17 protein-coding genes are annotated in these 20539 nt (G+C 69.2%); 6 read left to right on the top strand and 11 right to left on the bottom strand.

What is annotated here, in order from left to right; genetic code table 11:
* The first annotated feature begins 69 nt into the window (after positions 1 to 69).
* Positions 70 to 1686, top strand: coding sequence for an FAD-binding oxidoreductase (locus tag AB0I51_RS03690; RefSeq protein WP_362970982.1), 1617 nt, complete (start codon positions 70 to 72; stop codon positions 1684 to 1686).
* 105 nt (positions 1687 to 1791) lie between these two features.
* Positions 1792 to 2073 (top strand): hypothetical protein, encoded by a 282-nt coding sequence (locus AB0I51_RS03685; protein ID WP_362970980.1) that lies wholly within the window; start codon positions 1792 to 1794, stop codon positions 2071 to 2073.
* A 63-nt stretch (positions 2074 to 2136) separates the two neighbouring features.
* Here the strand turns inward: AB0I51_RS03685 and AB0I51_RS03680 are convergent, their stop codons facing one another.
* From AB0I51_RS03680 to AB0I51_RS03670, 3 genes are all read right to left on the bottom strand, one after another.
* Positions 2137 to 3387 carry an aldehyde dehydrogenase family protein gene (locus tag AB0I51_RS03680; RefSeq protein WP_327312465.1) on the bottom strand — a complete coding sequence of 417 codons (1251 nt, stop codon included), beginning with the start codon at positions 3385 to 3387 and terminating at the stop codon, positions 2137 to 2139.
* 213 nt (positions 3388 to 3600) lie between these two features.
* Positions 3601 to 4425, bottom strand: coding sequence for an SDR family oxidoreductase (locus tag AB0I51_RS03675; RefSeq protein WP_327312466.1), 825 nt, complete (start codon positions 4423 to 4425; stop codon positions 3601 to 3603).
* Between the two features lie 141 nt (positions 4426 to 4566).
* Entirely contained in the window at positions 4567 to 5988 is a 1422-nt protein-coding gene (locus tag AB0I51_RS03670; RefSeq protein ID WP_362970977.1) for an aldehyde dehydrogenase family protein, read from the bottom strand.
* A gap of 160 nt (positions 5989 to 6148) precedes the next feature.
* On the opposite strand from AB0I51_RS03670, the gene AB0I51_RS03665 reads away from it, so the two are divergent.
* Positions 6149 to 6784, top strand: coding sequence for a TetR/AcrR family transcriptional regulator (locus AB0I51_RS03665; RefSeq protein ID WP_327312468.1), 636 nt, complete (start codon positions 6149 to 6151; stop codon positions 6782 to 6784).
* A 232-nt stretch (positions 6785 to 7016) separates the two neighbouring features.
* Here AB0I51_RS03665 and AB0I51_RS03660 read toward each other — a convergent pair whose 3' ends face one another.
* Together AB0I51_RS03660 and AB0I51_RS03655 are read right to left on the bottom strand one after the other, a co-directional pair.
* Positions 7017 to 7961 carry an alpha/beta hydrolase gene (locus AB0I51_RS03660; RefSeq protein WP_327312469.1) on the bottom strand — a complete coding sequence of 315 codons (945 nt, stop codon included), beginning with the start codon at positions 7959 to 7961 and terminating at the stop codon, positions 7017 to 7019.
* A 261-nt stretch (positions 7962 to 8222) separates the two neighbouring features.
* Complete coding sequence (locus AB0I51_RS03655; RefSeq protein ID WP_327312470.1) at positions 8223 to 8834, bottom strand: CGNR zinc finger domain-containing protein; 612 nt, start codon at positions 8832 to 8834, stop codon at positions 8223 to 8225.
* Between the two features lie 426 nt (positions 8835 to 9260).
* Here AB0I51_RS03655 and AB0I51_RS03650 point away from each other — a divergent pair, with 426 nt between their 5' ends.
* The 3 genes from AB0I51_RS03650 (at position 9261) to AB0I51_RS03640 (ending at position 12707) form a co-directional block, all read left to right on the top strand.
* Positions 9261 to 10049, top strand: a complete 789-nt coding sequence (locus AB0I51_RS03650; RefSeq protein WP_327312471.1) for an enoyl-CoA hydratase/isomerase family protein — start codon at positions 9261 to 9263, stop codon at positions 10047 to 10049.
* A gap of 36 nt (positions 10050 to 10085) precedes the next feature.
* Entirely contained in the window at positions 10086 to 10802 is a 717-nt protein-coding gene (locus AB0I51_RS03645) for a flavin reductase family protein (protein ID WP_327312472.1), read from the top strand.
* An 87-nt stretch (positions 10803 to 10889) separates the two neighbouring features.
* Positions 10890 to 12707, top strand: a complete 1818-nt coding sequence (locus AB0I51_RS03640) for a GMC family oxidoreductase (RefSeq protein ID WP_327312473.1) — start codon at positions 10890 to 10892, stop codon at positions 12705 to 12707.
* A gap of 325 nt (positions 12708 to 13032) precedes the next feature.
* On the opposite strand, the gene AB0I51_RS03635 is transcribed toward AB0I51_RS03640, so the two are convergent.
* The 6 genes from AB0I51_RS03635 to AB0I51_RS03610 form a co-directional block, all read right to left on the bottom strand.
* Complete coding sequence (locus tag AB0I51_RS03635) at positions 13033 to 13590, bottom strand: TetR/AcrR family transcriptional regulator (RefSeq protein WP_327312474.1); 558 nt, start codon at positions 13588 to 13590, stop codon at positions 13033 to 13035.
* Between the two features lie 246 nt (positions 13591 to 13836).
* Positions 13837 to 15135, bottom strand: a complete 1299-nt coding sequence (locus AB0I51_RS03630; RefSeq protein WP_327312475.1) for an SNG1 family protein — start codon at positions 15133 to 15135, stop codon at positions 13837 to 13839.
* A gap of 183 nt (positions 15136 to 15318) precedes the next feature.
* Positions 15319 to 16608, bottom strand: coding sequence for an XdhC family protein (locus tag AB0I51_RS03625; RefSeq protein ID WP_327312476.1), 1290 nt, complete (start codon positions 16606 to 16608; stop codon positions 15319 to 15321).
* A 46-nt stretch (positions 16609 to 16654) separates the two neighbouring features.
* Entirely contained in the window at positions 16655 to 18898 is a 2244-nt protein-coding gene (locus AB0I51_RS03620; RefSeq protein WP_362970972.1) for a xanthine dehydrogenase family protein molybdopterin-binding subunit, read from the bottom strand.
* The gene (locus AB0I51_RS03615) at positions 18895 to 19890 is read right to left on the bottom strand and encodes a xanthine dehydrogenase family protein subunit M (protein ID WP_362970970.1); all 996 of its coding nucleotides are present in this window, start codon (positions 19888 to 19890) and stop codon (positions 18895 to 18897) included. The genes AB0I51_RS03620 and AB0I51_RS03615 overlap by 4 nt, the downstream gene beginning before the upstream one ends.
* Positions 19887 to 20372, bottom strand: a complete 486-nt coding sequence (locus AB0I51_RS03610) for a 2Fe-2S iron-sulfur cluster-binding protein (RefSeq protein WP_362970968.1) — start codon at positions 20370 to 20372, stop codon at positions 19887 to 19889. Before AB0I51_RS03610 ends, AB0I51_RS03615 begins: the two co-directional genes overlap by 4 nt.
* Positions 20373 to 20539: the final 167 nt, after the last annotated feature.

Here is a 20539-nt window from a genome sequence, read left to right as displayed (position 1 = left end):
TCTGCCCGCCGCGCGCACGATCGGCACCGAGTGGACGAACGGCGCACGGTTCAGTGAGGAGCCCCAGCCATGACCAGCACAGCCACACCCGCACCCGCATCCCGAATTCTTCCGCCCGGCCTGGACGAGAAGCAGTTCGCCGAGGCGATCGTCCGCTTCCGGGAGGTGGTGGGCGGGGAGCATGTGATCAGCGAACCCGCCGGCCTCGCCGCGTTCCATGACCCCTACCCGGTCGGCGCGGAGCCGGCCGGCGGGGCCTCGGCGGTGGTCTGTCCCGCCGACACCGCACAGGTCCAGGCCGTCGTCCGGATCGCCAACGAGTACGGCATCCCGCTCTCCCCGATCTCCACCGGCAAGAACAACGGTTACGGCGGCGCCGCCCCCCGCCTGACCGGCTCCGTCGTGGTCGACACCGGCGCCCGTATGCGGCGCATCCTGGAGGTCAACGAGCGGTTCGGCTACGCCCTGCTGGAGCCCGGCGTCACCTACTTCCAGCTGTACGAGCACCTCCAGACCACCGGCAGCGGGCTGATGCTGGACTGCCCCGACCTCGGCTGGGGCAGCGTCGTCGGCAACACCCTGGACCGGGGGGTCGGCTACACCCCGTACGGTGACCACTTCATGTGGCAGACCGGCCTGGAGGTCGTTCTCCCGGAGGGCGACGTCCTGCGCACCGGGATGGGCGCGGTGCCCGGCAGCAACTCCTGGCAGTTGTTCCCGTACGGGTTCGGGCCCTACCCGGACGGCATGTTCACCCAGTCCAACCTGGGCATCGTCACCAAGATGGGCATCGCGCTGATGCAGCGCCCGCCGGCTTCGATGTCGTACCTGATCACCTTCGAGCACGAGGACGACCTCGCACGGATCGTCGACATCATGCTGCCGCTGCGCATCAACATGGCCCCCCTCCAGAACGTCCCCGTGCTGCGGAACATCGTCCTGGACGCGGGCGTCGTCTCACAGCGCACCGAGTGGTACGACGGCGACGGTCCGCTGCCCGCCGAGGCCATCGAGCGGATGAAGCGCGAGCTGAACCTCGGCTACTGGAACTTCTACGGCACCCTCTACGGCCCACCGCCGGTGATCGACACGTACTACGGGATGATCAAGGACGCCTTCGGGCAGATCCCGGGCGCCAGGTTCCACACTCACGAGGAGCGCTCCGAAGCCGGCGACCGCGGCGCACACGCCCTCCATGACCGCCACAAGATCAACAACGGCATCCCAAGCCTTGACGAGCTCAAACTGCTGGACTGGATCCCCAACGGCGGCCACCTCGCCTTCTCCCCGGTCTCCGCTCCCGACGGCGAGGACGCGCTCAAGCAGTTCAGGATGGTCCGCCGACGCGCCGACGAGTGGGGCACCGACTACGCGGCGCAGTTCATCATCGGCCTGCGGGAGATGCACCACATCGGCCTCTTCCTCTACGACACCCACGACCCGAAATCCCGTCAGGAGACCCTCGACCTGACCAGGCTCCTGATCCGTGAGGCCGCCGCCGAGGGCTACGGCGAGTACCGCACGCACAACGCCCTGATGGACGACGTCATGGCCACCTACAACTGGGGCGACGGCGCCCTGCTGAAGTTCCACGAGCGCGTCAAGGACGCCCTCGACCCGCGCGGCGTCATCGCCCCCGGCAAGTCCGGCATCTGGCCCGAACGCTTCCGCGGGCAGAGCCACTGAACCGGCGCGGCGGACGGGTGCGCGCGGAGTGGCCGCGGGGGGTGGCGCGCGCCCGCCCGAGACGCCGCCTTCTGGTGTCCGGTCGGTGCGGCAGCGGCGGTGGGCGTGATTCTGTACTTCGTCGGAGCTACGACCGCACGCATCCTGGCCGTTTTGGTGCGGCCCGCACCTCGCGTAACCGCCGTCGATGAGGCGGGCATTTGGCTCGGCGCACTGGGGCCTCGGATGCTGGACCTGCTGGACCTGCTGGACCTGCTGGACCTGCTGGACCTGCTGGACCTGCTGGACCTGCTGGACCTGCTGGACCTGCTGGACCATGACACCGGATCGCGTGCGGAGCACGTTTCACCAGGGTCGTGTCTGGGACGGAATCGTCCATGTCGGTGATCCGGGATCAAGGTTCGGCGACCTGGGCGATGAAGGGTGACCGCGTCTCGATGCGGCATCGGCTCACCTGTGCGGGGACGCCGCGGGTCGAACCATGTACTGGCGCAGGTACAAGTCACGGTAGGTGACGGGGCCGCGGGGACCGGGGACGCGGTCGATGTTGATGCCGGTTTCCGGCAGGCGCAGGAGCTTGAAGCCGTCGAGGAGGCGTGTGGTGGAGTTCCAGAAGACGCCTGAGCCACCGTAGGCGTCCATGAACCGGTCTGCGGTGTCCGGGTCGTGGGTGGCGATGGCGGCGGCCAGCCCGGAGGTCTCCTCGTTCGCGATCCGTGCGGCTTGGGCCGGGCCGTCCGCCTCGTCAATCGTCACCGTTGCCGCACGCTCGGAGTCCAGGGACCACTCGTAACCGCGCGCGTGGGGGTGCGGCGGCAGCGACGCTGCGATGCCCAGGTCTTCGAGCGTCTTCAGAATGCCCGGCAGCAGCTTGTCGTGGACAGCCCGGTCGATGAGGAGCAGATTGAGCCGGTTGCAGACGCCCAGCCGGTCCAGGCTGCTGGTGACCAGCTCGTGCACCAGCTTCTCGTCGGCGTCCGGGGCCACGTAGAGCACTCCGCCGCCGTCCGCGTGGGCCAGCGTGCGCACACCGTGGCGGGCGGCCTCTCGGCCGAGTTCCCGGGTGCTGTCGCCGCTGCCGCGCAGGATGACCAGCGGGATGGTCTCGGGCAGCGATACCAGCGCGTACGCAGCGGCCCGATCCTCGCTCGGCACCAGCTGGATGGCGTCCGGGTTCAGTCCCGCGCCGGTGAGAGCGGGCGTGATCACGTGGGTGACCAGGGCCTGGGAGGAGCGCAGGGCCGCCGAACCGGTGCGCAGTACGCCGCCGTTGCGGGACTTGAGGAACTGGGACGCGACATCGAGCGTCACATTCGGACGCGCCTCGAAGTTCGCGCCGATGACCCCTACAGGACGGCGGCGCTCCAGCAGGACCAGGCCGTCGGGACGCTCCTCGAGGACGCTGTCCCGCGGCTCGTGCGGCACGTCCGCCAGCGCACGCAACGCCGCGGCCATGTCCTCAAGCCGCGGGCCGGTCAGCCGGAGGCGATCCTGCAGTGCCGCCGACATCCCGCTCGATGCGGCCGCTCGCAGGTCGGCCTGATTCGCCGCTGTCAGCACGTCGCGCGCCGTGTGCAGCCGCTCCGCCATGGCCCGCAGGGCGGTGTCGATCTCCACGTCCGACGCCCGGGCCAAGGCCGCCGAGCCCTGTGTCGCCCGGACCGCGCAGGCATGAACCGCCTCCTGGACAGAGCTGGGCACGCTCATCTCGTTCCTGCTCACATCGGTCCCTTCATGGTCCAGGCGCACTACGTGTCGGGTGACAGGAGGATCGTTCAACAATTTCCGGGCCGTGTCACTGTAAACCGCCCGGTTTCCGCTGGGCAAGGGGTGACGGGCACGGCGAGCCATGGGCAGGGAGGGTGGTGGGCACCGTGTTCGCACGGGCCGGTGCCGTCGCGAAGCTCGGGCGTGTCAGTGGCCGGATCGGCTCGAGCGCATCTGCCACTGCGTCATCGCACCGAAGGCCAGAACGTTGGCTCGGCGGGTGGTGAAGCGCGAGGTCAGGGTCATCACCCAGTTGAACGTGCCGGAGACGACGCTGGGCGGCGGGTTGCGCCGGTCCAGCGTGCGCAGTGCGGTGGTGACCACCTGGCGCGGCGTCTGCAGCCGGACGCCGCGGGCCATGTCGTCGGAGCCGGCCGCGTCGAAGAACTCGGTGCGGGTGGGGCCCGGGGAGAGGGCGAGCACGCGCAGGCCGGTTCCTCGCGATTCCTGCCACAGCGCCTCGGTGAAGCTCAGCACGAAGGCCTTGGTCGCCCCGTAGACGGCGGCGTTGGGCCACGGCTGGTACCCGAGGGAGCTGGCGACGTTGACCAGGACACCGGTCAGCTGGCCGATGAAGGCCCGGGTGACGTCGACCAGGCTGGCCACGTTCAAGCCGATCTCCTGCTGGACACGCTCCGGGTCCTCCTGGCGGAACGGGGCGTGGGTGCCGAAACCGGCGTTGTTGACGAGGCTGGTGACGGTGATCCCGCGCCGGGCCACCTCCTTGGCCAGCGCTTCGCCCGCGGCCGGCACGGTGAGGTCGAACGGCACCACCGTGGCGGTGATCCGGTACTTCGCGGACAGCTCGTCGGCCAGGGCCTCCAGCCGGTCCGCGCGGCGGGCGACCAGCACGAGGTCCGAGCCTCGCTCGGCGAACTGGCGGGCGAACTCCGCGCCGAGTCCGGCACTCGCCCCGGTGATCAATGTGGTCTGGGTACGGTAGTCGATCTTCTTCATGGCGGTCGGGGACACGGCGCCCTCGCGGGTACCTCCTCCCCTTCTCCTTTCAATGCTTGCGACGGTCGGCAACCGTCATCTGGTGCCAGGACGGGCCGGGGGCCCGTCTCGGCGATGATCGTGACGTTCGGGGACGTTTGGGGACGTTTGGGGTCGTCACGTGATGCGGCGCAGGATGCGGTCCTTGAAGGGGGTGTAGGGCGGGGTGGCCACGCCCAGCGTGTCGGGCTTGAGTGGCTTGTCGAGGACGGACTTGAGGTGGCTGAAGGTGTCCAGGGAGTACGAGCCGTGGTAGCGGCCCATGCCGCTCTCACCGACGCCGCCGAAGGGCAGGTCGAGCGCGCCGAGCTGGAGGAGCGAGAGGCCGAAGGCCAGGCCACCGGAGGACGTCTCCGCGGTCAGGCGCCGCTTGGAGCGCTTGGACGCGGTGAAGGCGTACAGGGCCAGCGGCTTGTCCCGTTCGGTGATGAAGGCGATCGCCGCGTCCAGGTCGGGAACCCGGACGATGGGCAGGACGGGACCGAAGATCTCGTCGCGCATCACCGGGGAGTCGGGGTCGACGTCGGCCAGCACGGTCGGGGCGATGTAGCGGGTGTCGCGGTCGTGGTCGCCGCCCACGACGGTCCGGCCGTCGTTCAGCAGGCCGGCCAGCCGGTCGAAGTGGCGCTCGTTGACGATACGGCCGTAGTCGTTGCTGCGGGCCGGATCGGTGCCGTACATCTCGCGGACCGCCTGCGTCAGGTGCGCCTCTATCTCGGCGCCCGCCTCACCTATCGCCAGCACGTAGTCGGGTGCGACGCAGGTCTGGCCCGCGTTCATGAACTTGCCCAGGGCGATGCGGCGGGCGGCCGTCGCGAGGTCGGCACCGGGTTCGACGACGGCGGGGCTCTTGCCGCCCAGCTCCAGGGTGACCGGGGTGAGATGACGGGCCGCGGCGGTCATCACGATGCGCCCGACCGCGCCGTTGCCGGTGTAGAAGATGTGGTCGAAGCGCTGTTCCAGCAGGGCGGTCGTCTCCGGCACGCCGCCCTCGACGACAGCCACGGCCTGCGGGTCCAGGACCCGGGGCAGCCAGTGGGCGAGCACGGCCGAGGTCGAGGGGGCGACCTCGCTGGGCTTGAGGACGACGGCGTTGCCGGCGGCCAGGGCACCGATGACCGGCGCGAGCGCCAGATTGAGCGGGTAGTTCCAGGGCGCGATGACCAGCACGACACCCAGCGGCTCACGCACGGTCCAGGCCCGGGACGGCATGAGCGACAGGGGCACGGAGGCTCTCTTCGGACGCAGCCACCGGTCGAGATGACTCAGGGTGTGGTCGATCTCCCTGACCAGGAAGCCAATCTCCGTCATGCGCGACTCGGTCGCGCTCTTGCCGAGGTCGGTCTGCAGCGCCTGGACGAACACGTCCTCATGCTCCGTCAGCAGACGCCTCAACGCCTGCAGCTGCTGCTTCCGCCAGGCGACGGGCTTGGTGCGGCCGGTGTTGAACGTGGCCCGCAGTCGCGCGACGGTCCCCGCCGCAGAGGCCGCCGTAACGGCGATGTCCGGCTGACCGCCGGTGGGTGCGTTGGTGTTCATACCGACGAGCATATACGAAACGAAAGCCTTTCGTTTCGTTTTCTTGTATCATTGGTCGTGTGACCTACCCCACCCTTACTCAACGTTCCGTACGGCAGCCCCACCATCCAGTCCGCTCGGCCGTCCATACATCCCGCCGGATCTCTTCGGGAGCAGCCCGATGACCGGGACGCAGGCACGTCGGGGGCGCCCCCGCGACGCCTCTCGCGACCGTGCGCTGCTGGACGCGACTCTGGCCGTCCTGACCGAGAGCGGTTACGGCGCGCTCACCACCGCCGCCGTCGCGGCCCGCGCCGGAGTGTCCACCGCCACTCTCTACCGGCGCTGGCCGTCCAAGGAGGTGATGGTCGTCGACGCCGCCGCCGCGTACGCCAAGGAACTGACGGCGCAGCCGGACACCGGCACACTCGAAGGGGACCTGCGTGCCCTGCTCCGGGACAAAGCGGCTTCCCTGACCGGCAACGAGGGAGGGGTACTGCGCACTCTGATCGGCGAGGCCGCGTACAGCCCCTCCCTGGCCGAGGCCCTCACGAACGCCTTCATGGTGCCCGTGCGCCAACGCATGGAGGAAATAACGCAACGCGCCGTTGACCGGGGCGAGATCCCGCCGGTGGAGCACCCCGACCTACTCGGCGACATGGTGATCGGCCCCATGATGAGCAAGTTCTTCCTCACCCCCCTGCCGCCGAACCAAGTCGACCCCGCCACTGCGTCAGAGACCGCCGACCGCATGCTGTCCTTCCTCCTGCGCGCCTTGGGACACGAGACGCACGGCACGGTCACGAGCGACACGTGACTGCCTGGACGGCAGCCCTTCGAAGAGGAGCACCACCAAGGGGCCGACAGGCGGACACGTTGGACGAGTGACGCGCGCACCCGCTGGGTCAGCGGCCCACGAAGGCGGCTGATTCCGGCGGGCGCGGACGCCTGTGACATCGGCGGTCTTCATCGCCCAGGTCGCCGACCACGGCCACTCCCCTGTCCGGCGGAGCGCTCACCCACGCCGAACCGAGGACAGGAATGACGGGTCAGTTGTTCAGAAAGCCCAGGACGTGATCGGCGACCGTCCTGGGCTGCTCAAGGTGGAGGAAGTGTCCGGCACCGGGTACGACGACGCGTTCGAGGCCGTTCTTGAACACGGCGTCCATGCCGTCGCTCACCTCCACGGAAAAGCAGTTGTCGTCGGCCCCGTGGAGGTACAGCGAGGGGACGGTGATGGCGCCGCTCGCCCGGGCCTCCAGGGCTCGCGCCGCCTCATCAGCGGGGGGCGTGAACAGCTGCCGGTAGTAGCCCAGGATCTCGGTCACGACTCCTGGAGCGCGGAGGGTTTCCTTGAGCGCGGCCCGCTCTGTCTCGGGCAGCTCGTAGCCGGGCGACCATTCCCGCCAGAGCCGGTCGATGAAGGCGAAGTCGTCGAGCTCGACGGCCGGCTCCGCCAGGGCCGTCTGGAAGAAGAACATGTACCAGCTGCGCCGCTGCTGGTCGCCATTGGTGAGCCAGGCGGTTCGCACTTGCGGCCCGTAGGGAACCGCCATGCCGACAAGCTTGCGGACACGTGTCGCGTCGAGGCTCGCCGCGGCGTACGCCGCCCGAGCACCGAGGTCGTGACCGACGAGATCCGCCCGATCGCGCCCGAGCGCTTCGATCAGGTCCAGGACGTCCTGCCCGGTCGCTGACGCGCGATAGGAGCCGTCGGGCGCCGCGCCATCGGGCCAGTATCCGCGCTGTGCGGGAGCGACCGCCCAGTAGCCGTCCCTTGCGAGGCGGTCGAGCATCCCTGCCCAGGAGCCGGCATGGTCGGGAAATCCGTGAAGGCACAGGACGAGCGGCCCGCTGCCGGCCTCCAGGATCGGAACTTCCAGTCCGCCTGTCCGGATCGTCCGACCACGGATGCCGTTACCGGCCGAGGACCCACCTGTCGTCGAGTCCTTGCCGGACGGATGCGTCGGCGGTCGCTGTGTCTCGGGTGCCATGCGTTCAACCTCCAGGCCGCTTTCGCGGCGTCGCGGGCCGGCAGGCCCGGACCGAGTAGTGAGCCCTGATGTCGTCGAGCGCGGCCACGGCGACGTCACGCAGGTTGACCTCGGGCGCATCGAGATCCCTCAGAGGGCAACAACCGTAAGACTTTCACTTATTTCAACTCAAGCGAAAGCGATGTTCACTGCTGAAAGGAGCAGACTCGCTGTGCTGATGTCGCTGGAGCTCCCCCGCCAGGCGACCGACTCGGACGGCCGCTACAACCCGGTGGTACGGACACGCTGACGGGCCCGGTGGGCACGCAGGTTCTCGGGGTTGCCGCAGGTCTTGGTGGAGTGCCATACACCGCTGTTGTTGCGGGAGCGGTCGAAGAACGCCGTTGTGCAGCGCGTATTGCGGCAGACCTTGAGTCGGCGCCAGGTGTCCGCCTGCTGAGCCTGGAACACCTCGAGCAGCACCAGGGCGGCCACATACCGCCAGCCCTGGCCGCGAGGCTCCAGAACAGCCCGTCCGTTGCGGTCCATCCGCACGGCCGCCGCCGCGACATGCACGGCGGGCGAGGCGGTCTGGTCGCCGGCGTCCGTGACGTCGTCGTGTCGTGAGGCGAGAAGCCGCCGCAACTCGGCACGCAAGCCGCGCAGTTCCTCGAGATCACTCTCGGCGAGAGGAACCTGTGCGGCGACCTGCCCCCTCTCCTGCGCCCAGCAGTCCAGCGCCTGATCGACCCAGGCCTGCGCGTCAGAGAGGCCGTCCAGGAGATCGGCCGCCCGGGGTCGGCCGGCGGAAATGGTGTTGAGCAGGTCATGCACGAGCGCCAGCCCGACCGGTGCCGGTTCGACCTCGTACCGCGTGGACGCGGACCACACCATGGCCCTGCCTCCCTTTCGCTGATCGTCCGGCTCTACCGACATGACCGTGACCGTTTGGCCGCTGACTCAGGGTACGACACCTTCGCCCCCTTGAAGGGAAAGGAGCTAAAGGCTTAAGGTCCTTTCATCTCGATTGGTGACGCAGCCACACGAAGGGGCCCCTCATGAGCTCGTCCGGCCACCAGCGCCCCCGCCCGAGGCGGGCTCGGCGGCGCCGATCGCCGACCACACGCCGTCGCCCAGGTGACGCAGGTACGACCCGGGCATGGGGGCGCCCCGGGTCCTCCCACCACCCCCGCGCTGACGGCCTACGAACGAGCAACAGCACGCCTCCCATCCCCCACAGTCCGCCCCGGACTGGTTCCGCGAGCACCTCACCCGACCGACGGCGAGCCCGCCCGCACCGTCCCGAGCCAAGGAAGTCCCATGTCCGTTCTCACCCACTCCCTCGACGGCGACGTCGCCACGATCGTCCTCGACAATCCCCCGCAGAACCGGTTCGCACCCGAGTTCACCCAGGAGCTCAGCGACATCGTCGACGCCATCACGCGCAGCCCGGCCCGCGCCGTCGTGCTGCGCGCCGAGGGACCCGACTTCAGTTACGGCGGCGACTTCCGGCCATGGCTCGACGCCGACCGCACCAGCCTGCGAGCCGACTTCGACCAGGTCATGAGCGTGGTCAACCGGTTCGAACAGCTCCCGATCCCGGTCGTGGCCGCGGTCCAGGGGCTGTGCTTCGGCGGCGGCTTCGAACTCGCGCTGCGCGCCGACATCATCCTCGCCGGTGAGAGCGCCCGCTTCGGCCATCCCGAGCAGTCGCTCGGCATCGTCACCCTCCTCGGCGGGATCCACCGCGTGGCCGAACGGGCCGGCCGGGCCCGCGCCTACGAATGGGCACTGACCTCCGAGCAGGTACCCGCCACGGTCATGGCTCAGGCCGGCGTCATCAACCGCGTCGTCCCCGACGACGAACTCCGCGCCGAAGCCGAGGCCTTCGCCCAAAAGATCGCCGCGGGCCCCACCCGGGCACACGTCGTACACAAGGCGCTGCTGCGCTCCTGGGCCACAGGCGGCATCCCCGCCGCCGACCAGCACCTGTTCGACCTCGCCGTCCCGCTCTACGAGACCGAGGACGTCAAGGACGGCCTGGCCTCCGCCGCCAAGGCCCTCAAGGAGGGGCGCCCCCGCCCCGTACTGCCCTTCAAGGGCCGCTGAGCCGCAACTCCCCCCACACTCACCAAGGGACATCACATGATCATCGACTCCGCCGACCTGGACGCGAAGTCCGCCTACAAGCTGCTCATCGGCAGCGTCATCCCTCGCCCCATCGCCTGGGTGAGCACCCTGTCCACCGAGGGCGTGGGCAACCTGGCCCCCATCTCCTTCTTCACGGTCGTCGGGCGCAAGCCGCCCCGGATCTCGCTGTCGATCCAGCCGCGCTCGGACGGGGTCACGCTCAAGGACAGCTTCGTCAACATCCGGGACACCCGCGAGTTCGTCGCCAACATGGCCACCCTGCCGCAGATCAACGGGCTCAACCGCAGCGCCTTCGAGTTCGAGCCCGACGTCGACGAGTTCGACGCGGTCGGTCTCGAGAAGGTGCCGTCGGAAGCCGTCCGCCCGCCGCGCATCAAGGGGGCGCCCATCGCGTTCGAGTGCACCGTCGAGCACATCTTCTCGTCACCCGACGGACTCAACAACGTCGTCTGGGGCAACGTGGAGCGCTTCTACATCCGGGACGACCTCTATGTGGGCGGCCGGATCGACTTCGGTGCCATCGCTCCGGTGGGACGACTCGCCGCCGAGTACACCCTGGTGGACAACGCTTTCGAGACCCCGATCGACGCCGAGGTGGTCGAGGAGCGCGCCGGCCGCCGTATGGTGCGCCTGGATCGCAAGGACACGCACTACTCGCCGATCGACACGGACGCCTGGTCGCCGTCGGGCTCCACGACCTCACTCGACTGACCCTCGGGACGTGACGTGGTGACGCCCCCCAGGGGTGCGGGTGTGTCACCTCGCACGGACCTCACCCGTTCTCGACGAGGAGAGCACGTGTCACGGAAGAACTCTTCCACGAAGCCGAACGAGCACAGAGACGACTCCGCGTACGACTACGACGTGATCGTCGTCGGTTCCGGTTTCGGCGGATCCGTCACTGCCCTTCGGCTCACCGAAAAGGGCTACCGCGTAGGCGTGTTGGAAGCGGGTCGGAGGTTCACGCCCGACTCGCTGCCCAAGAACTCCTGGGACGTCAGGAACTATCTCTGGGCACCCAAGCTCGGCCTGTACGGCATCCAGCGCATCCATCCGCTGGGCAACGTGGTGGTGCTGGCGGGGGCCGGGGTCGGGGGTGGTTCCCTCAACTACGCCAACACCCTGTACGAGCCGCCGAAGCAGTTCTTCGACGACCCGCAGTGGAAGGACATCACCGACTGGGAAGCGGAGCTGAAGCCGTACTACGACCAGGCCCGGCGCATGCTCGGGGTGCGGCTCAACCCGACGACGACCCCGGCCGACGTACACCTGCGGGCGGTCGCCGAACAGATGGGTGTGGGCGAGACCTTCCACATGGCCCCCGTAGGGGTCTTCTTCGGCGACGGCCAGGACGCCGACGGGACGACCAAGGCCAAGCCGGGGCAGGAGGTGGCCGACCCGTACTTCGGTGGCGTCGGCCCGGCCCGCAAAGCGTGTGCCGAGTGCGGTGAGTGCATGACGGGCTGTCGCCGCGGCGGGAAGAACAGCCTCAACGAGAACTACCTCTATCTCGCCGAGCAGGCGGGCGCCGTCGTCCACCCCATGACGACCGTTGTCTCGATCACGGACGACCCGCCAGGCGGGTACACGGTCAGGACTCGGCCGACGGACCGGAAACGCAGGGGCGAGGGCCGCACGTTCAGGGCGCGGAAGGTCGTCATCGCGGCCGGTACGTACGGTACGCAGACATTGCTGCACCGGATGAGGACGGGAGGCCAACTTCCTTACATATCCGAGCGCCTGGGTGACCTGACCCGCACCAACTCGGAAGCCCTGGTGAGTGTGCACGCAAACGTCCGGCGGCACCGCAAGGCCACCGGGGGACAGAGCGTCGACTTCACGCGCGGTGTGGCGATCACGTCCTCGATCCATCCCGACGAGAACACCCACATCGAGCCCGTCCGCTACGGCAAGGGATCGAACGCGATGGGCGCCGGGTTCGTCCTGCAAGTCCCGTACGCCGAGGGCTCGTCGAGGTTCCTGGGCTGGCTGGTCAACGTGGCGAGGCATCCGGTGCTCATGGCCCGCTCGCTCTCCAACCGCCGTTGGTCCGAGCGGACGATCATCGGTCTGGTCATGCAATCGCTGGACAACTCCCTCACGACCTATCCGAAACCGAAGGGCGTGGGGAAGGGACTGCTGCTGGCCCGTCAGGGCCATGGGTCGCCCAACCCCAAGCAGATCAAGGCGGCTTCGCAGGCCGCCTCGGTCATCGCTGCCGAGGTCGAGGGCTTCGCGGGCAGCAACGTGGGCGAGCTGATGGGCATGCCGCTCACCGCGCACTTCCTGGGCGGCTGCCCCATCGGCAGCACTCCTGAGACCGGCGTGATCGACCCGTACCACCGCCTGTACGGACACCCTGGCATCTCCGTCGTCGACGGAGCGGCGATCTCCGCCAATCTGGGAGTCAACCCGTCCCTCACGATCACGGCCCAGGCCGAGCGCGCGATGTCGGCCTGGCCCAACAAGGGCGAGGAGGACCCTCGTCCAGCGCAGGGAGCGGCCTACCAGCGCCTGAGACCTGTGGAGCCCCGCCGCCCGGCAGTCCCGTCCGACGCTTTCGGCGCCCTGAGGTTGCCGTTCCTGGGGATGCCGGCCCTGCCGCCGAAGCAGTAACCACGCCAGACAACCAGTCCCCGTCGAAGGCCCCACGGACACCGCCGCCTTCGACGGGGACGTCCGCGCGCTGTTCGAGGTCGAGCCGACCCTCAGAGTGTCGTTGACCGAAACGGGCCGATTCCGCGCGCGGCGATGGGGGCGGCAGTAGCCGTAGTTGGCCCAGTCGGCCAGGTCGGAGCGTTCGACGGTCCTGCGGGAGCGGGCGCACAGCGGGTTCGCAGCCGCTTGTCGTGGGCCGGCCGCTGCGGCAGCTACGAAACCATCCCGTGCAGGTGTGCCCACGGAAGCGCCGTCAAGAGCCCGGTTTCAAGTGCGAGGTACGTCAACGCACGCCTGCACTGTCCAGCAGGACGCCCACGGTGGGCGCGATGAGCACAGCCAGGTTGTCGGCCTCGACGCCCGCGCGGGCTACGGCGCCGTCGAAGACGAGGCCGAGTTGCCTGGCCAGCAGGCCGGGGTCGCTCGCGCCGCCACGCTCGGCCTCGGCACGGAAGAAGGAGGTCAGTTTCGCCTTGATCTGGTGTGCCACATGGCTCGCAGGGTGATTCTGGTCCTTCAGTTCGATCTGCACAGCCAGGTACCGGCAGCCTCGGAAGGCGGGTGCACCCGCCTGCGACTCCAGTTGCTCGAAGACGTGCAGGATCCGCTTGCGGGGGGAGCGGCCATCGGCCGCCGGGGGCAGGAGAGTGGCCACGAAGGGGGCAGTGCGCTCCTTCAGGCTTGCCGCCAGCAGGTCTTCCTTGCTCTCGAACAGCTGGTACATGGAGCGCTTCGACACTCCCGCCGCCTTGCACAGCGCGTCGACGCCGACATTGACGCCGTCCTGGTAGGTGAGCGTGGCCGCCGCCTCCAGCAGGCGCTCTCTGGAAGTTGGCTTCACTTCGGTGGTCCTGTCGTGAGGTTGACTCGAATCGGACACATTGGAAACCGATCGGTCTTCAGGGGGGCGGGAGCCGGCGGCGCCGTCCGGCCGATGAAGTCCGCTCAGAGGCTCGGCGACGGTCCTTCTCCCCCGAGACCGTCGCCGAGCCCTGATGGTGTGCACGCCCCTCGTCCCCACGGGGGCGGCACACACGGGGCCACTCCGCACAACGGCCCCGGCCTGGGAGATGCAGGGAGGGTTCCGCTACACCGGGGTGGCGTTCTTGGCGGGCTCCGTCTCGACCGGGATGCGGTGCAGTCCCTTGCGGTCGTACCACCCCAGGACGCCGAAGCCGAACAGCAGGGCCACCAGGAGGCCGGCGGCCATCATGACCCAGCCGCGGGTCAGGCCCGCGTCGCCCTGCGCGTCGTAGTAGACGATGGCGCGGATGCCGCCTGCGATCTGCCGCAGGGGCTCGAACTCCGCGAGGAAGCGGTAGAAGCCGGGCAGCGCCTGGATCGGCGTGGTCGCGTTGGCCGTCGGCACCGCCATCCCGATGAAGACCAGCGTGGCCACCAGCATGCCGGGTGTGCCGAAGACCGCCAGGAGGGTGAGCGCGCCGATCCCGGAGACCGCGACGGCGCACACCGAGAACAGCCACAGCAGCGGCAGGTGGGAGGCGTCCATGCCCATGATGCCGACCGCGCCGACCATGACCAGCGAGCCCATCACCAGGGACAGGGCCGTCATGAGGGTGGCGCTGATGGCGAGGGTCTGCACCCGGGTCGCACGGATCAGCGGGCGGTGGATGCGCAGCGGGCCCATGTCGTTGTGGGTGTATCCGAGGGAGTGGTCGACCTGGCCGCTGATGACGTTGGCGGCGAGCATGCCGCAGACCACGAGTGCGAGCGCGTAGTAGAACGCCGTCAGACCCAGGCCGCTGTGCGAGTCGAGCGGATGCCCGTCCTTCACCGTGACGGCGGCCGGGTCGGCGAGCAGGACACGGGCCGCGGTGGGCAGCTTCGCCTGTAGGGCGGCGGTCTGTGCGGTCAGTTCCTTGCCGATGTGGAGCGAAGCGCTCTCGGCCGCCTGCGTCGTCGCGGCCCGCGCGAGACTGGAGCCCAGGCTGCCGGCGGACTGGTTCGTCAGCACGGTCAGCGCCGGGCGCACCGGCGTCTCGGCGGCTGCGGGACCGGTCAGGGCGGTGACCGAGGACGTGAAGTCGGCGGGCACGACGAGCGCACCGTACAGCTTGCCCTTGCCGAGTTCCTCCTTCACCTCGCTCTCGTCCATCACCTTCCAGTCGATCTTGTCCCCTCCCGCGGTGGACTTGCTGATCGAGTCGGTGATCTGGGCGCCCAGGTTGACCTGCTTTCCGCCGACGGCGGCTCCCTTGTCGGCGTTGACCAGGCCGACGGGCAGGTTCTTCATGTGGCCGGCCGGATCGATGTTGGCGCCGACGTACAGCACGGCGAACAGCAGCGCGAGAACACCCGTGATCACGCCACTGGCGATCCACAGAGGTCTGGCGCGCAGCACGCGGAAGGGGTGAATTCCATTCATGACTTACTCCGGCCTGTTCAACACAGTTACATCGGGAGATGACCGGACGGCACCATCGCCGGACCGGGAACCCGCAGACTTCAAAACCCTTCAGCACACGAAGGCAACCGTGGATCACGGTCTCGGCCGCTCCCCATGAGGAAACCGACCGGTTTCCCGTCAATACTAAACCGATCGTTTTCGTTATTCAAATCGACCACCGCGTCCCGGGAAGGCCCCGTCTTGATCACGAGCTGTCGGCATCGAGGTGGCCACGCCGACCCGGACCGGGCTCCCGGTGTTCCGCTGCTCCTGACGGTCGGCTCGCGGCCGCGTCACACGGTCACTCGCGCTGATCACCCCCAGCCGGCGGGCTTCGATGTCGTCGTGATGGATCGGCGTGTGTGACTCGCTCAGGGGCAGGCCTGTACCGCCGTGGCGGGCGGCGACGATCTCGGCGGCGATGGACAGGGCGGTCTCCTCGGGCGTACGGGCGCCGAGGTCGAGGCCGATCGGTGAGTGCAGGCGGGTCAGTTCAGCGTCGGTCAGGCCGATTTCGCGGAGCCTGCGGTCGCGGTCCTCGTGGGTGCGGCGGGAGCCCATCGCGCCGATGTAGGCGGCCGGCAGCCGCAGGGCCGCTTCCAGGAGGGGTACGTCGAACTTGGCGTCGTGGGTGAGGACACACACCACCGTGCGCTCGTCGGTCCGGGTGCCGTGCAGGTAGCGGTGCGGCCAGTCGACGACGATGTCGTCGGCCTCGGGAAAACGCGTCCGGGTGGCGAACACGGGGCGGGCGTCGCACACGGTGACGTGATAGCCGAGGAACTTGCCCACACGTACCAGGGCTGCGGCGAAGTCGATGGCGCCGAAGACGAGCATGCGGGGCGGCGGCACGCTCGACTCGACGAGCACGGTCAGGCCGGTCTCGCAGTGCGATCCGTCCTGAGCGATCTCGAAGGTGCCGGTGCGGCCGACGTCAAGCAGGGAGCGGGTTTCGTCGACGGCGGCGCGGTCCAGGTCCGGGCGTCCGCCGAGTCCGCCTTCGTTGGAGCCGTCGTGACGGACCGCCAGCGCCCGTCCGAGGAGCTCTGCCGGGCCACGGATCACGCGGGCCAGTGCCACCGCCTCGCCCCGGGCAGCAGCCGACAGCGCCGTCTGGAGTGTCTTCCTGCCGGGTCCGTCGGCGGGCACCGGGGTGACCAGGATGTCGAGGACACCGCCGCAGGTCAGCCCGACGGCGAAGGCGTCCTCGTCGCTGTAGCCGAACCGCTCGCGCACCGTCTCGCCGTCGGCGAGCGCCTGCATGCACAGCTCGTAGACTGCGCCTTCCACACAGCCGCCCGACACCGAGCCGATGGCCGTGCCGTCGGCGTCGACGGCGAGCGCGGCGCCCGGGCCGCGCGGTGCGCTGCCGCCCACGGCCACCACGGTGGCCACGGCGAAGTCCCGTCCTTCCTCAAGCCACCGGTTCAGCTCGTCCGCGATGTCCAGCATGGGAGTTGCTTTCTCGTCGTGTCGTGTTGCGCGGACCGGGCCGGCGTCAGAGCAGCTTGTCCAGCGTGATCGGCAGATCCCGGATCCGCTTGCCGGTCGCGTGATACACGGCGTTCGCGATCGCGGCCGCCACGCCGGTCGTGCCGACCTCGCCCAGCCCGATGATTCCCAGGGGCATCGTCTTGTCCGGTTCGTCGAGCCAGGCGACGTCGATCGGGGGGATGTCGGCGTGGACGGGCAGGTAGTAGGAGTCGAGGCCGGCGCTCATGGTGCGTCCGTTGCGGGGATCGATGAGGCTCTGCTCCGACAGCGCCATGCCGATGCCCGTGACCACCGCCCCGCGGAGCTGGCTGGCCGCGGTCTTGGGGTTGATGATGTGGCCGACGTCGAACATGCCCAGCCAGCGTGAGATCCGCAGTTCGCCGGTGTCGGCGTTCACCCGCACCTCACAGAACTGCGCGCCGCGGGCGGCCTTGGACCAGCGCTGGTCCTTCAGGAAGTTGGTCAGGAAGCGGCCCTGACTGCCCAGCGCACCCAGCCGGGTGTCCGACCCGACCGAGGCCTCCAGGAACGGGGTGCCCGCTGCCCGCAGGGCGGCTGCCGGTTCCTGACCGCTCGTGCCCGTACGCCGGGCCAGGGCACTCACCTTGCGGGTCAGCTCGGTGCACGCGGCGAGGAGGCTGGTGGCGACCGTCGCCGTCTGGTTGGAGTTGCCGGCCATCGGGCCGGTCGGCAGGGCCGAATCGCCGTACTCGACGTGGACCTTCTCGAACGCGATGCCGAGCGCGTCCGCGGCGATCTGTGCCTGTACGGTCGCGGCCCCCATGCCCATCTCGTGGAAACCGCACTGCACGAGCACACTGCCGTCGTCGCTCAGTCGTACCTTGACGTCGGCGACCAGGCGAAGGGTCGGGTGGTAGGCGGTGGCCGTGCCCATCCCGACGAGCCACTCGCCGTCACGCATGGAGCGGGGTTCGGGATCGCGGTCCGCCCAGCCGAAGCGTTCGGCGCCCCTCTCGAAGACTTCACGCTGCATCCGCTGGGAGAACTTCTTGCCGCCCGTCGGATCCTTTGTTGGCTCGTTTCGCAGCCGCAGGGCGATCGGGTCCATGGACAGTTCGTAGGCGAGTTCGTCCATCGCCGATTCCAGCACAAAGCTGCCGATCGCCTCACCGGGGGCGCGCAGCCAGGTGTTGGGCATCAGATCCATGGCGACGAGGTTCTGCCGGGTCAGCATGTTCTCGGCGCCGTAGAGGTGCCGGGCGGGCGAGCTGGTCGCCTCAAGCAGGCCCCCTGCCGAGCCGGTGCGGGTGATGCTGTCCTGGATCAGCGAGGTGAGCCGGCCGTCGCGGGTCGCACCGAGCGCGATCCTGTTGGTCGAGGCGGTACGCCCACCGGTGGCACGGTTGACGGCCGTGCGGCTCAGCGCCAGGCGCACGGGCCGCCCGACAGCCTTCGCCGCCATCGCCGTGATAACCGTGCCCGGCCAGACGGCGAACTTTCCGCCGAAGCCGCCCCCCAGGAACTCGGCACGGACACGGACGTGGGACGCCGGCACACCGAACCGCCAGGCCAGGTAGTGGCTGGTCTGGTGGATGGACTGGGTGGTGTCGTGCACCGTGAGGTGGTCACCGTCCCAGACGGCGACCGTCGCGTGCGGCTCGATCGCGTTGTGCTGGAGGCCGGGCGTGGTGTAGCGCAGGTCGAGCGACACCTCCGCAGCGGCCAGCGCCGCCTCGGCGTCGCCCTTCTTCTTCATGCCCGCGAAGGTGAGGTCGCCCTTCGCCGGGGTGGCGTTGGTCTGCTCGATGGCGAAGTCCACGCGCGCGGGCAGCAGGTCGTAGGTCGCTTCGACAAGGGGGGCCGCCTCGTTCGCCGCTGCGGAGGTCTCCGCGATCACGACGGCGATCGGCTGGCCGTCCCAGAAGACCTGATCGGTGTTGAGATAGTCGACGTCGGTTCCCGAGACGTCGGGTCCGAGGTTCAGCACGATGTTGAGTTTGCGGGGTGGTTTGATCCTTGGCGCGTTGAGGTGGGTGAGGACCGCCAGGACGCCGGGCACCGCTGCCGCCGCGGCCGTGTCGATGCCGGTGATCGTGCCACGGGCGACGGTGGCATGGACCAGCTTCGCGTACGTGAGGTTCGGGTAGTGGTGCTCGGCGGAGAACCGCACCGCCCCGGTCACCTTCGCGTGGCCGTCCCGGCGGTCCACCGGCTGTCCGACCGCGCCCCCGACAGGTACGGAAGCGTCCGCGCCGGGCTCGGAGCCTGTCCAGGTGCGTGTGGTCACGATGCGCTCCGCTCGGCGTTGAGTGTCCGCAGCACGGCCACGACCGTCCGCTGGGCCAGGTCGATCTTGAAGGCGTTGTCGGACTGGGGCAGGGCGGGGGCGAGTTCGGCGGCGGCGGCCCTGGCGAAGTTCTCTTCGGTGGCTTCGGCGCCGAGCAGCAGCTCTTCCGCGACGCGTGCCCGCCACGGCTTCGTCGCGACGCCGCCGAGTGCGAGGCGGACGTCGGTGACCACGCCGTCCTCGACGGCGAGCGCGGCGGCGACGGAGACGAGGGCGAAGGCGTAGGACGCGCGGTCGCGGACCTTGCGGTAGCGCGAGTGGGCCGCGACCGGAACCGGTGGCAGCTCGATGGCCGTGATCAGCTCGTCGGGGGCCAGCACCGTCTCGATGTGGGGGGTGTCGCCGGGCAGCGTGTGGAAGTCGGCGACCGGGATACGCCGGATGCCGTGCACGCTCTCCACCTCGACGACCGCGTCGAGCAGCACCAGCGCCACCGCCATGTCCGAGGGGTGCGTCGCGATGCAGTACTCGCTCGTTCCCAGGACCGCGCTGCCGCGCGAGAACCCGCCGATCGCGTCACAACCACTGCCGGGCACACGCTTGTTGCACGCGGAGGCCTCGTCGTAGAAGTACATGCAGCGGGTGCGCTGCAGCAGGTTCCCGCCCACCGTCGCCATGTTCCGCAACTGCGCGGAGGCCCCCAGCAGGATCGCCTTTGCCAGCACCGGATAGCGAGTGCGGATCAGTGGGTCCGCCGCGAGCCGGCTGTTGCTCACCAGCGCCCCGACGCGGAGGGTGCCGTCGGGGAGTTCCTCGATCCCGGTCAGCGGCAGGCGGGTGATGTCCACGACCGTTGCCGGCTCTTCGATGCCCTCACGCATGAGGTCGACGAGGTTCGTGCCGCCCGCGAGGAACTTCACGTCCTCGCTGTCCGCGACGGTGCGCAGCGCCGTGCCCACGTCCGGTGCGCTGAGGTAGGAGAACGACTTCACTTCGCGACCTCCTTGATCGCCGAGACGATGCCGTTGTAGGCGCCGCAGCGGCACAGGTTGCCGCTCATCCGTTCCCGGATCTCCGTGTCGTCCAGCTCTCCGCCGTTGTCGGCGAGGTGTTCGGTAGCCGCGCTGGGCGCGCCTTCCTTGTGTTCGGCGAGCATGCCGATCGCCGAGCAGATCTGGCCGGGCGTGCAGTAGCCGCACTGGAATCCGTCCGTGCGGACGAACGCCTCCTGCAGCGGGTGGTCGACCCCTTCGATGGTCGTGATCTCACGGCCCTGGTACTGCACCGCAAGCGCGAGGCACGCGTTGATCCGCCGGCCGTCGGCCAGCACCGTGCAGGCACCGCACGCGCCTTGGTCGCAGCCCTTCTTGGTGCCGGTCAGGCCCAGGTACTCGCGCAGGGCGTCGAGCAGGCTCACCTGTGGCGCGACGTCCAGCCTCTGGGCGGACCCGTTGATCCGCAGTTCGATCTCCACCGTGTCAGTCCTCCGGTTCACCCGCGGGCTCGTTTTCATGGGGGGCCATCAGCCACATAGGGCCAGGACCAGAGGGACTCCGCTCCGCGGACTTCGGAAACCGCCGACCGGGGAGCCGAATCATGAGAGGAGGTCCATGATCTAAAACAGGAACGTAGCAGTTCGAC

It is taken from the genome of Streptomyces sp. NPDC050549 (assembly GCF_040655035.1).
Classification (GTDB): Bacteria; Actinomycetota; Actinomycetes; order Streptomycetales; family Streptomycetaceae; genus Streptomyces.
This window is presented reverse-complemented; position numbering and strand designations above follow the sequence as displayed.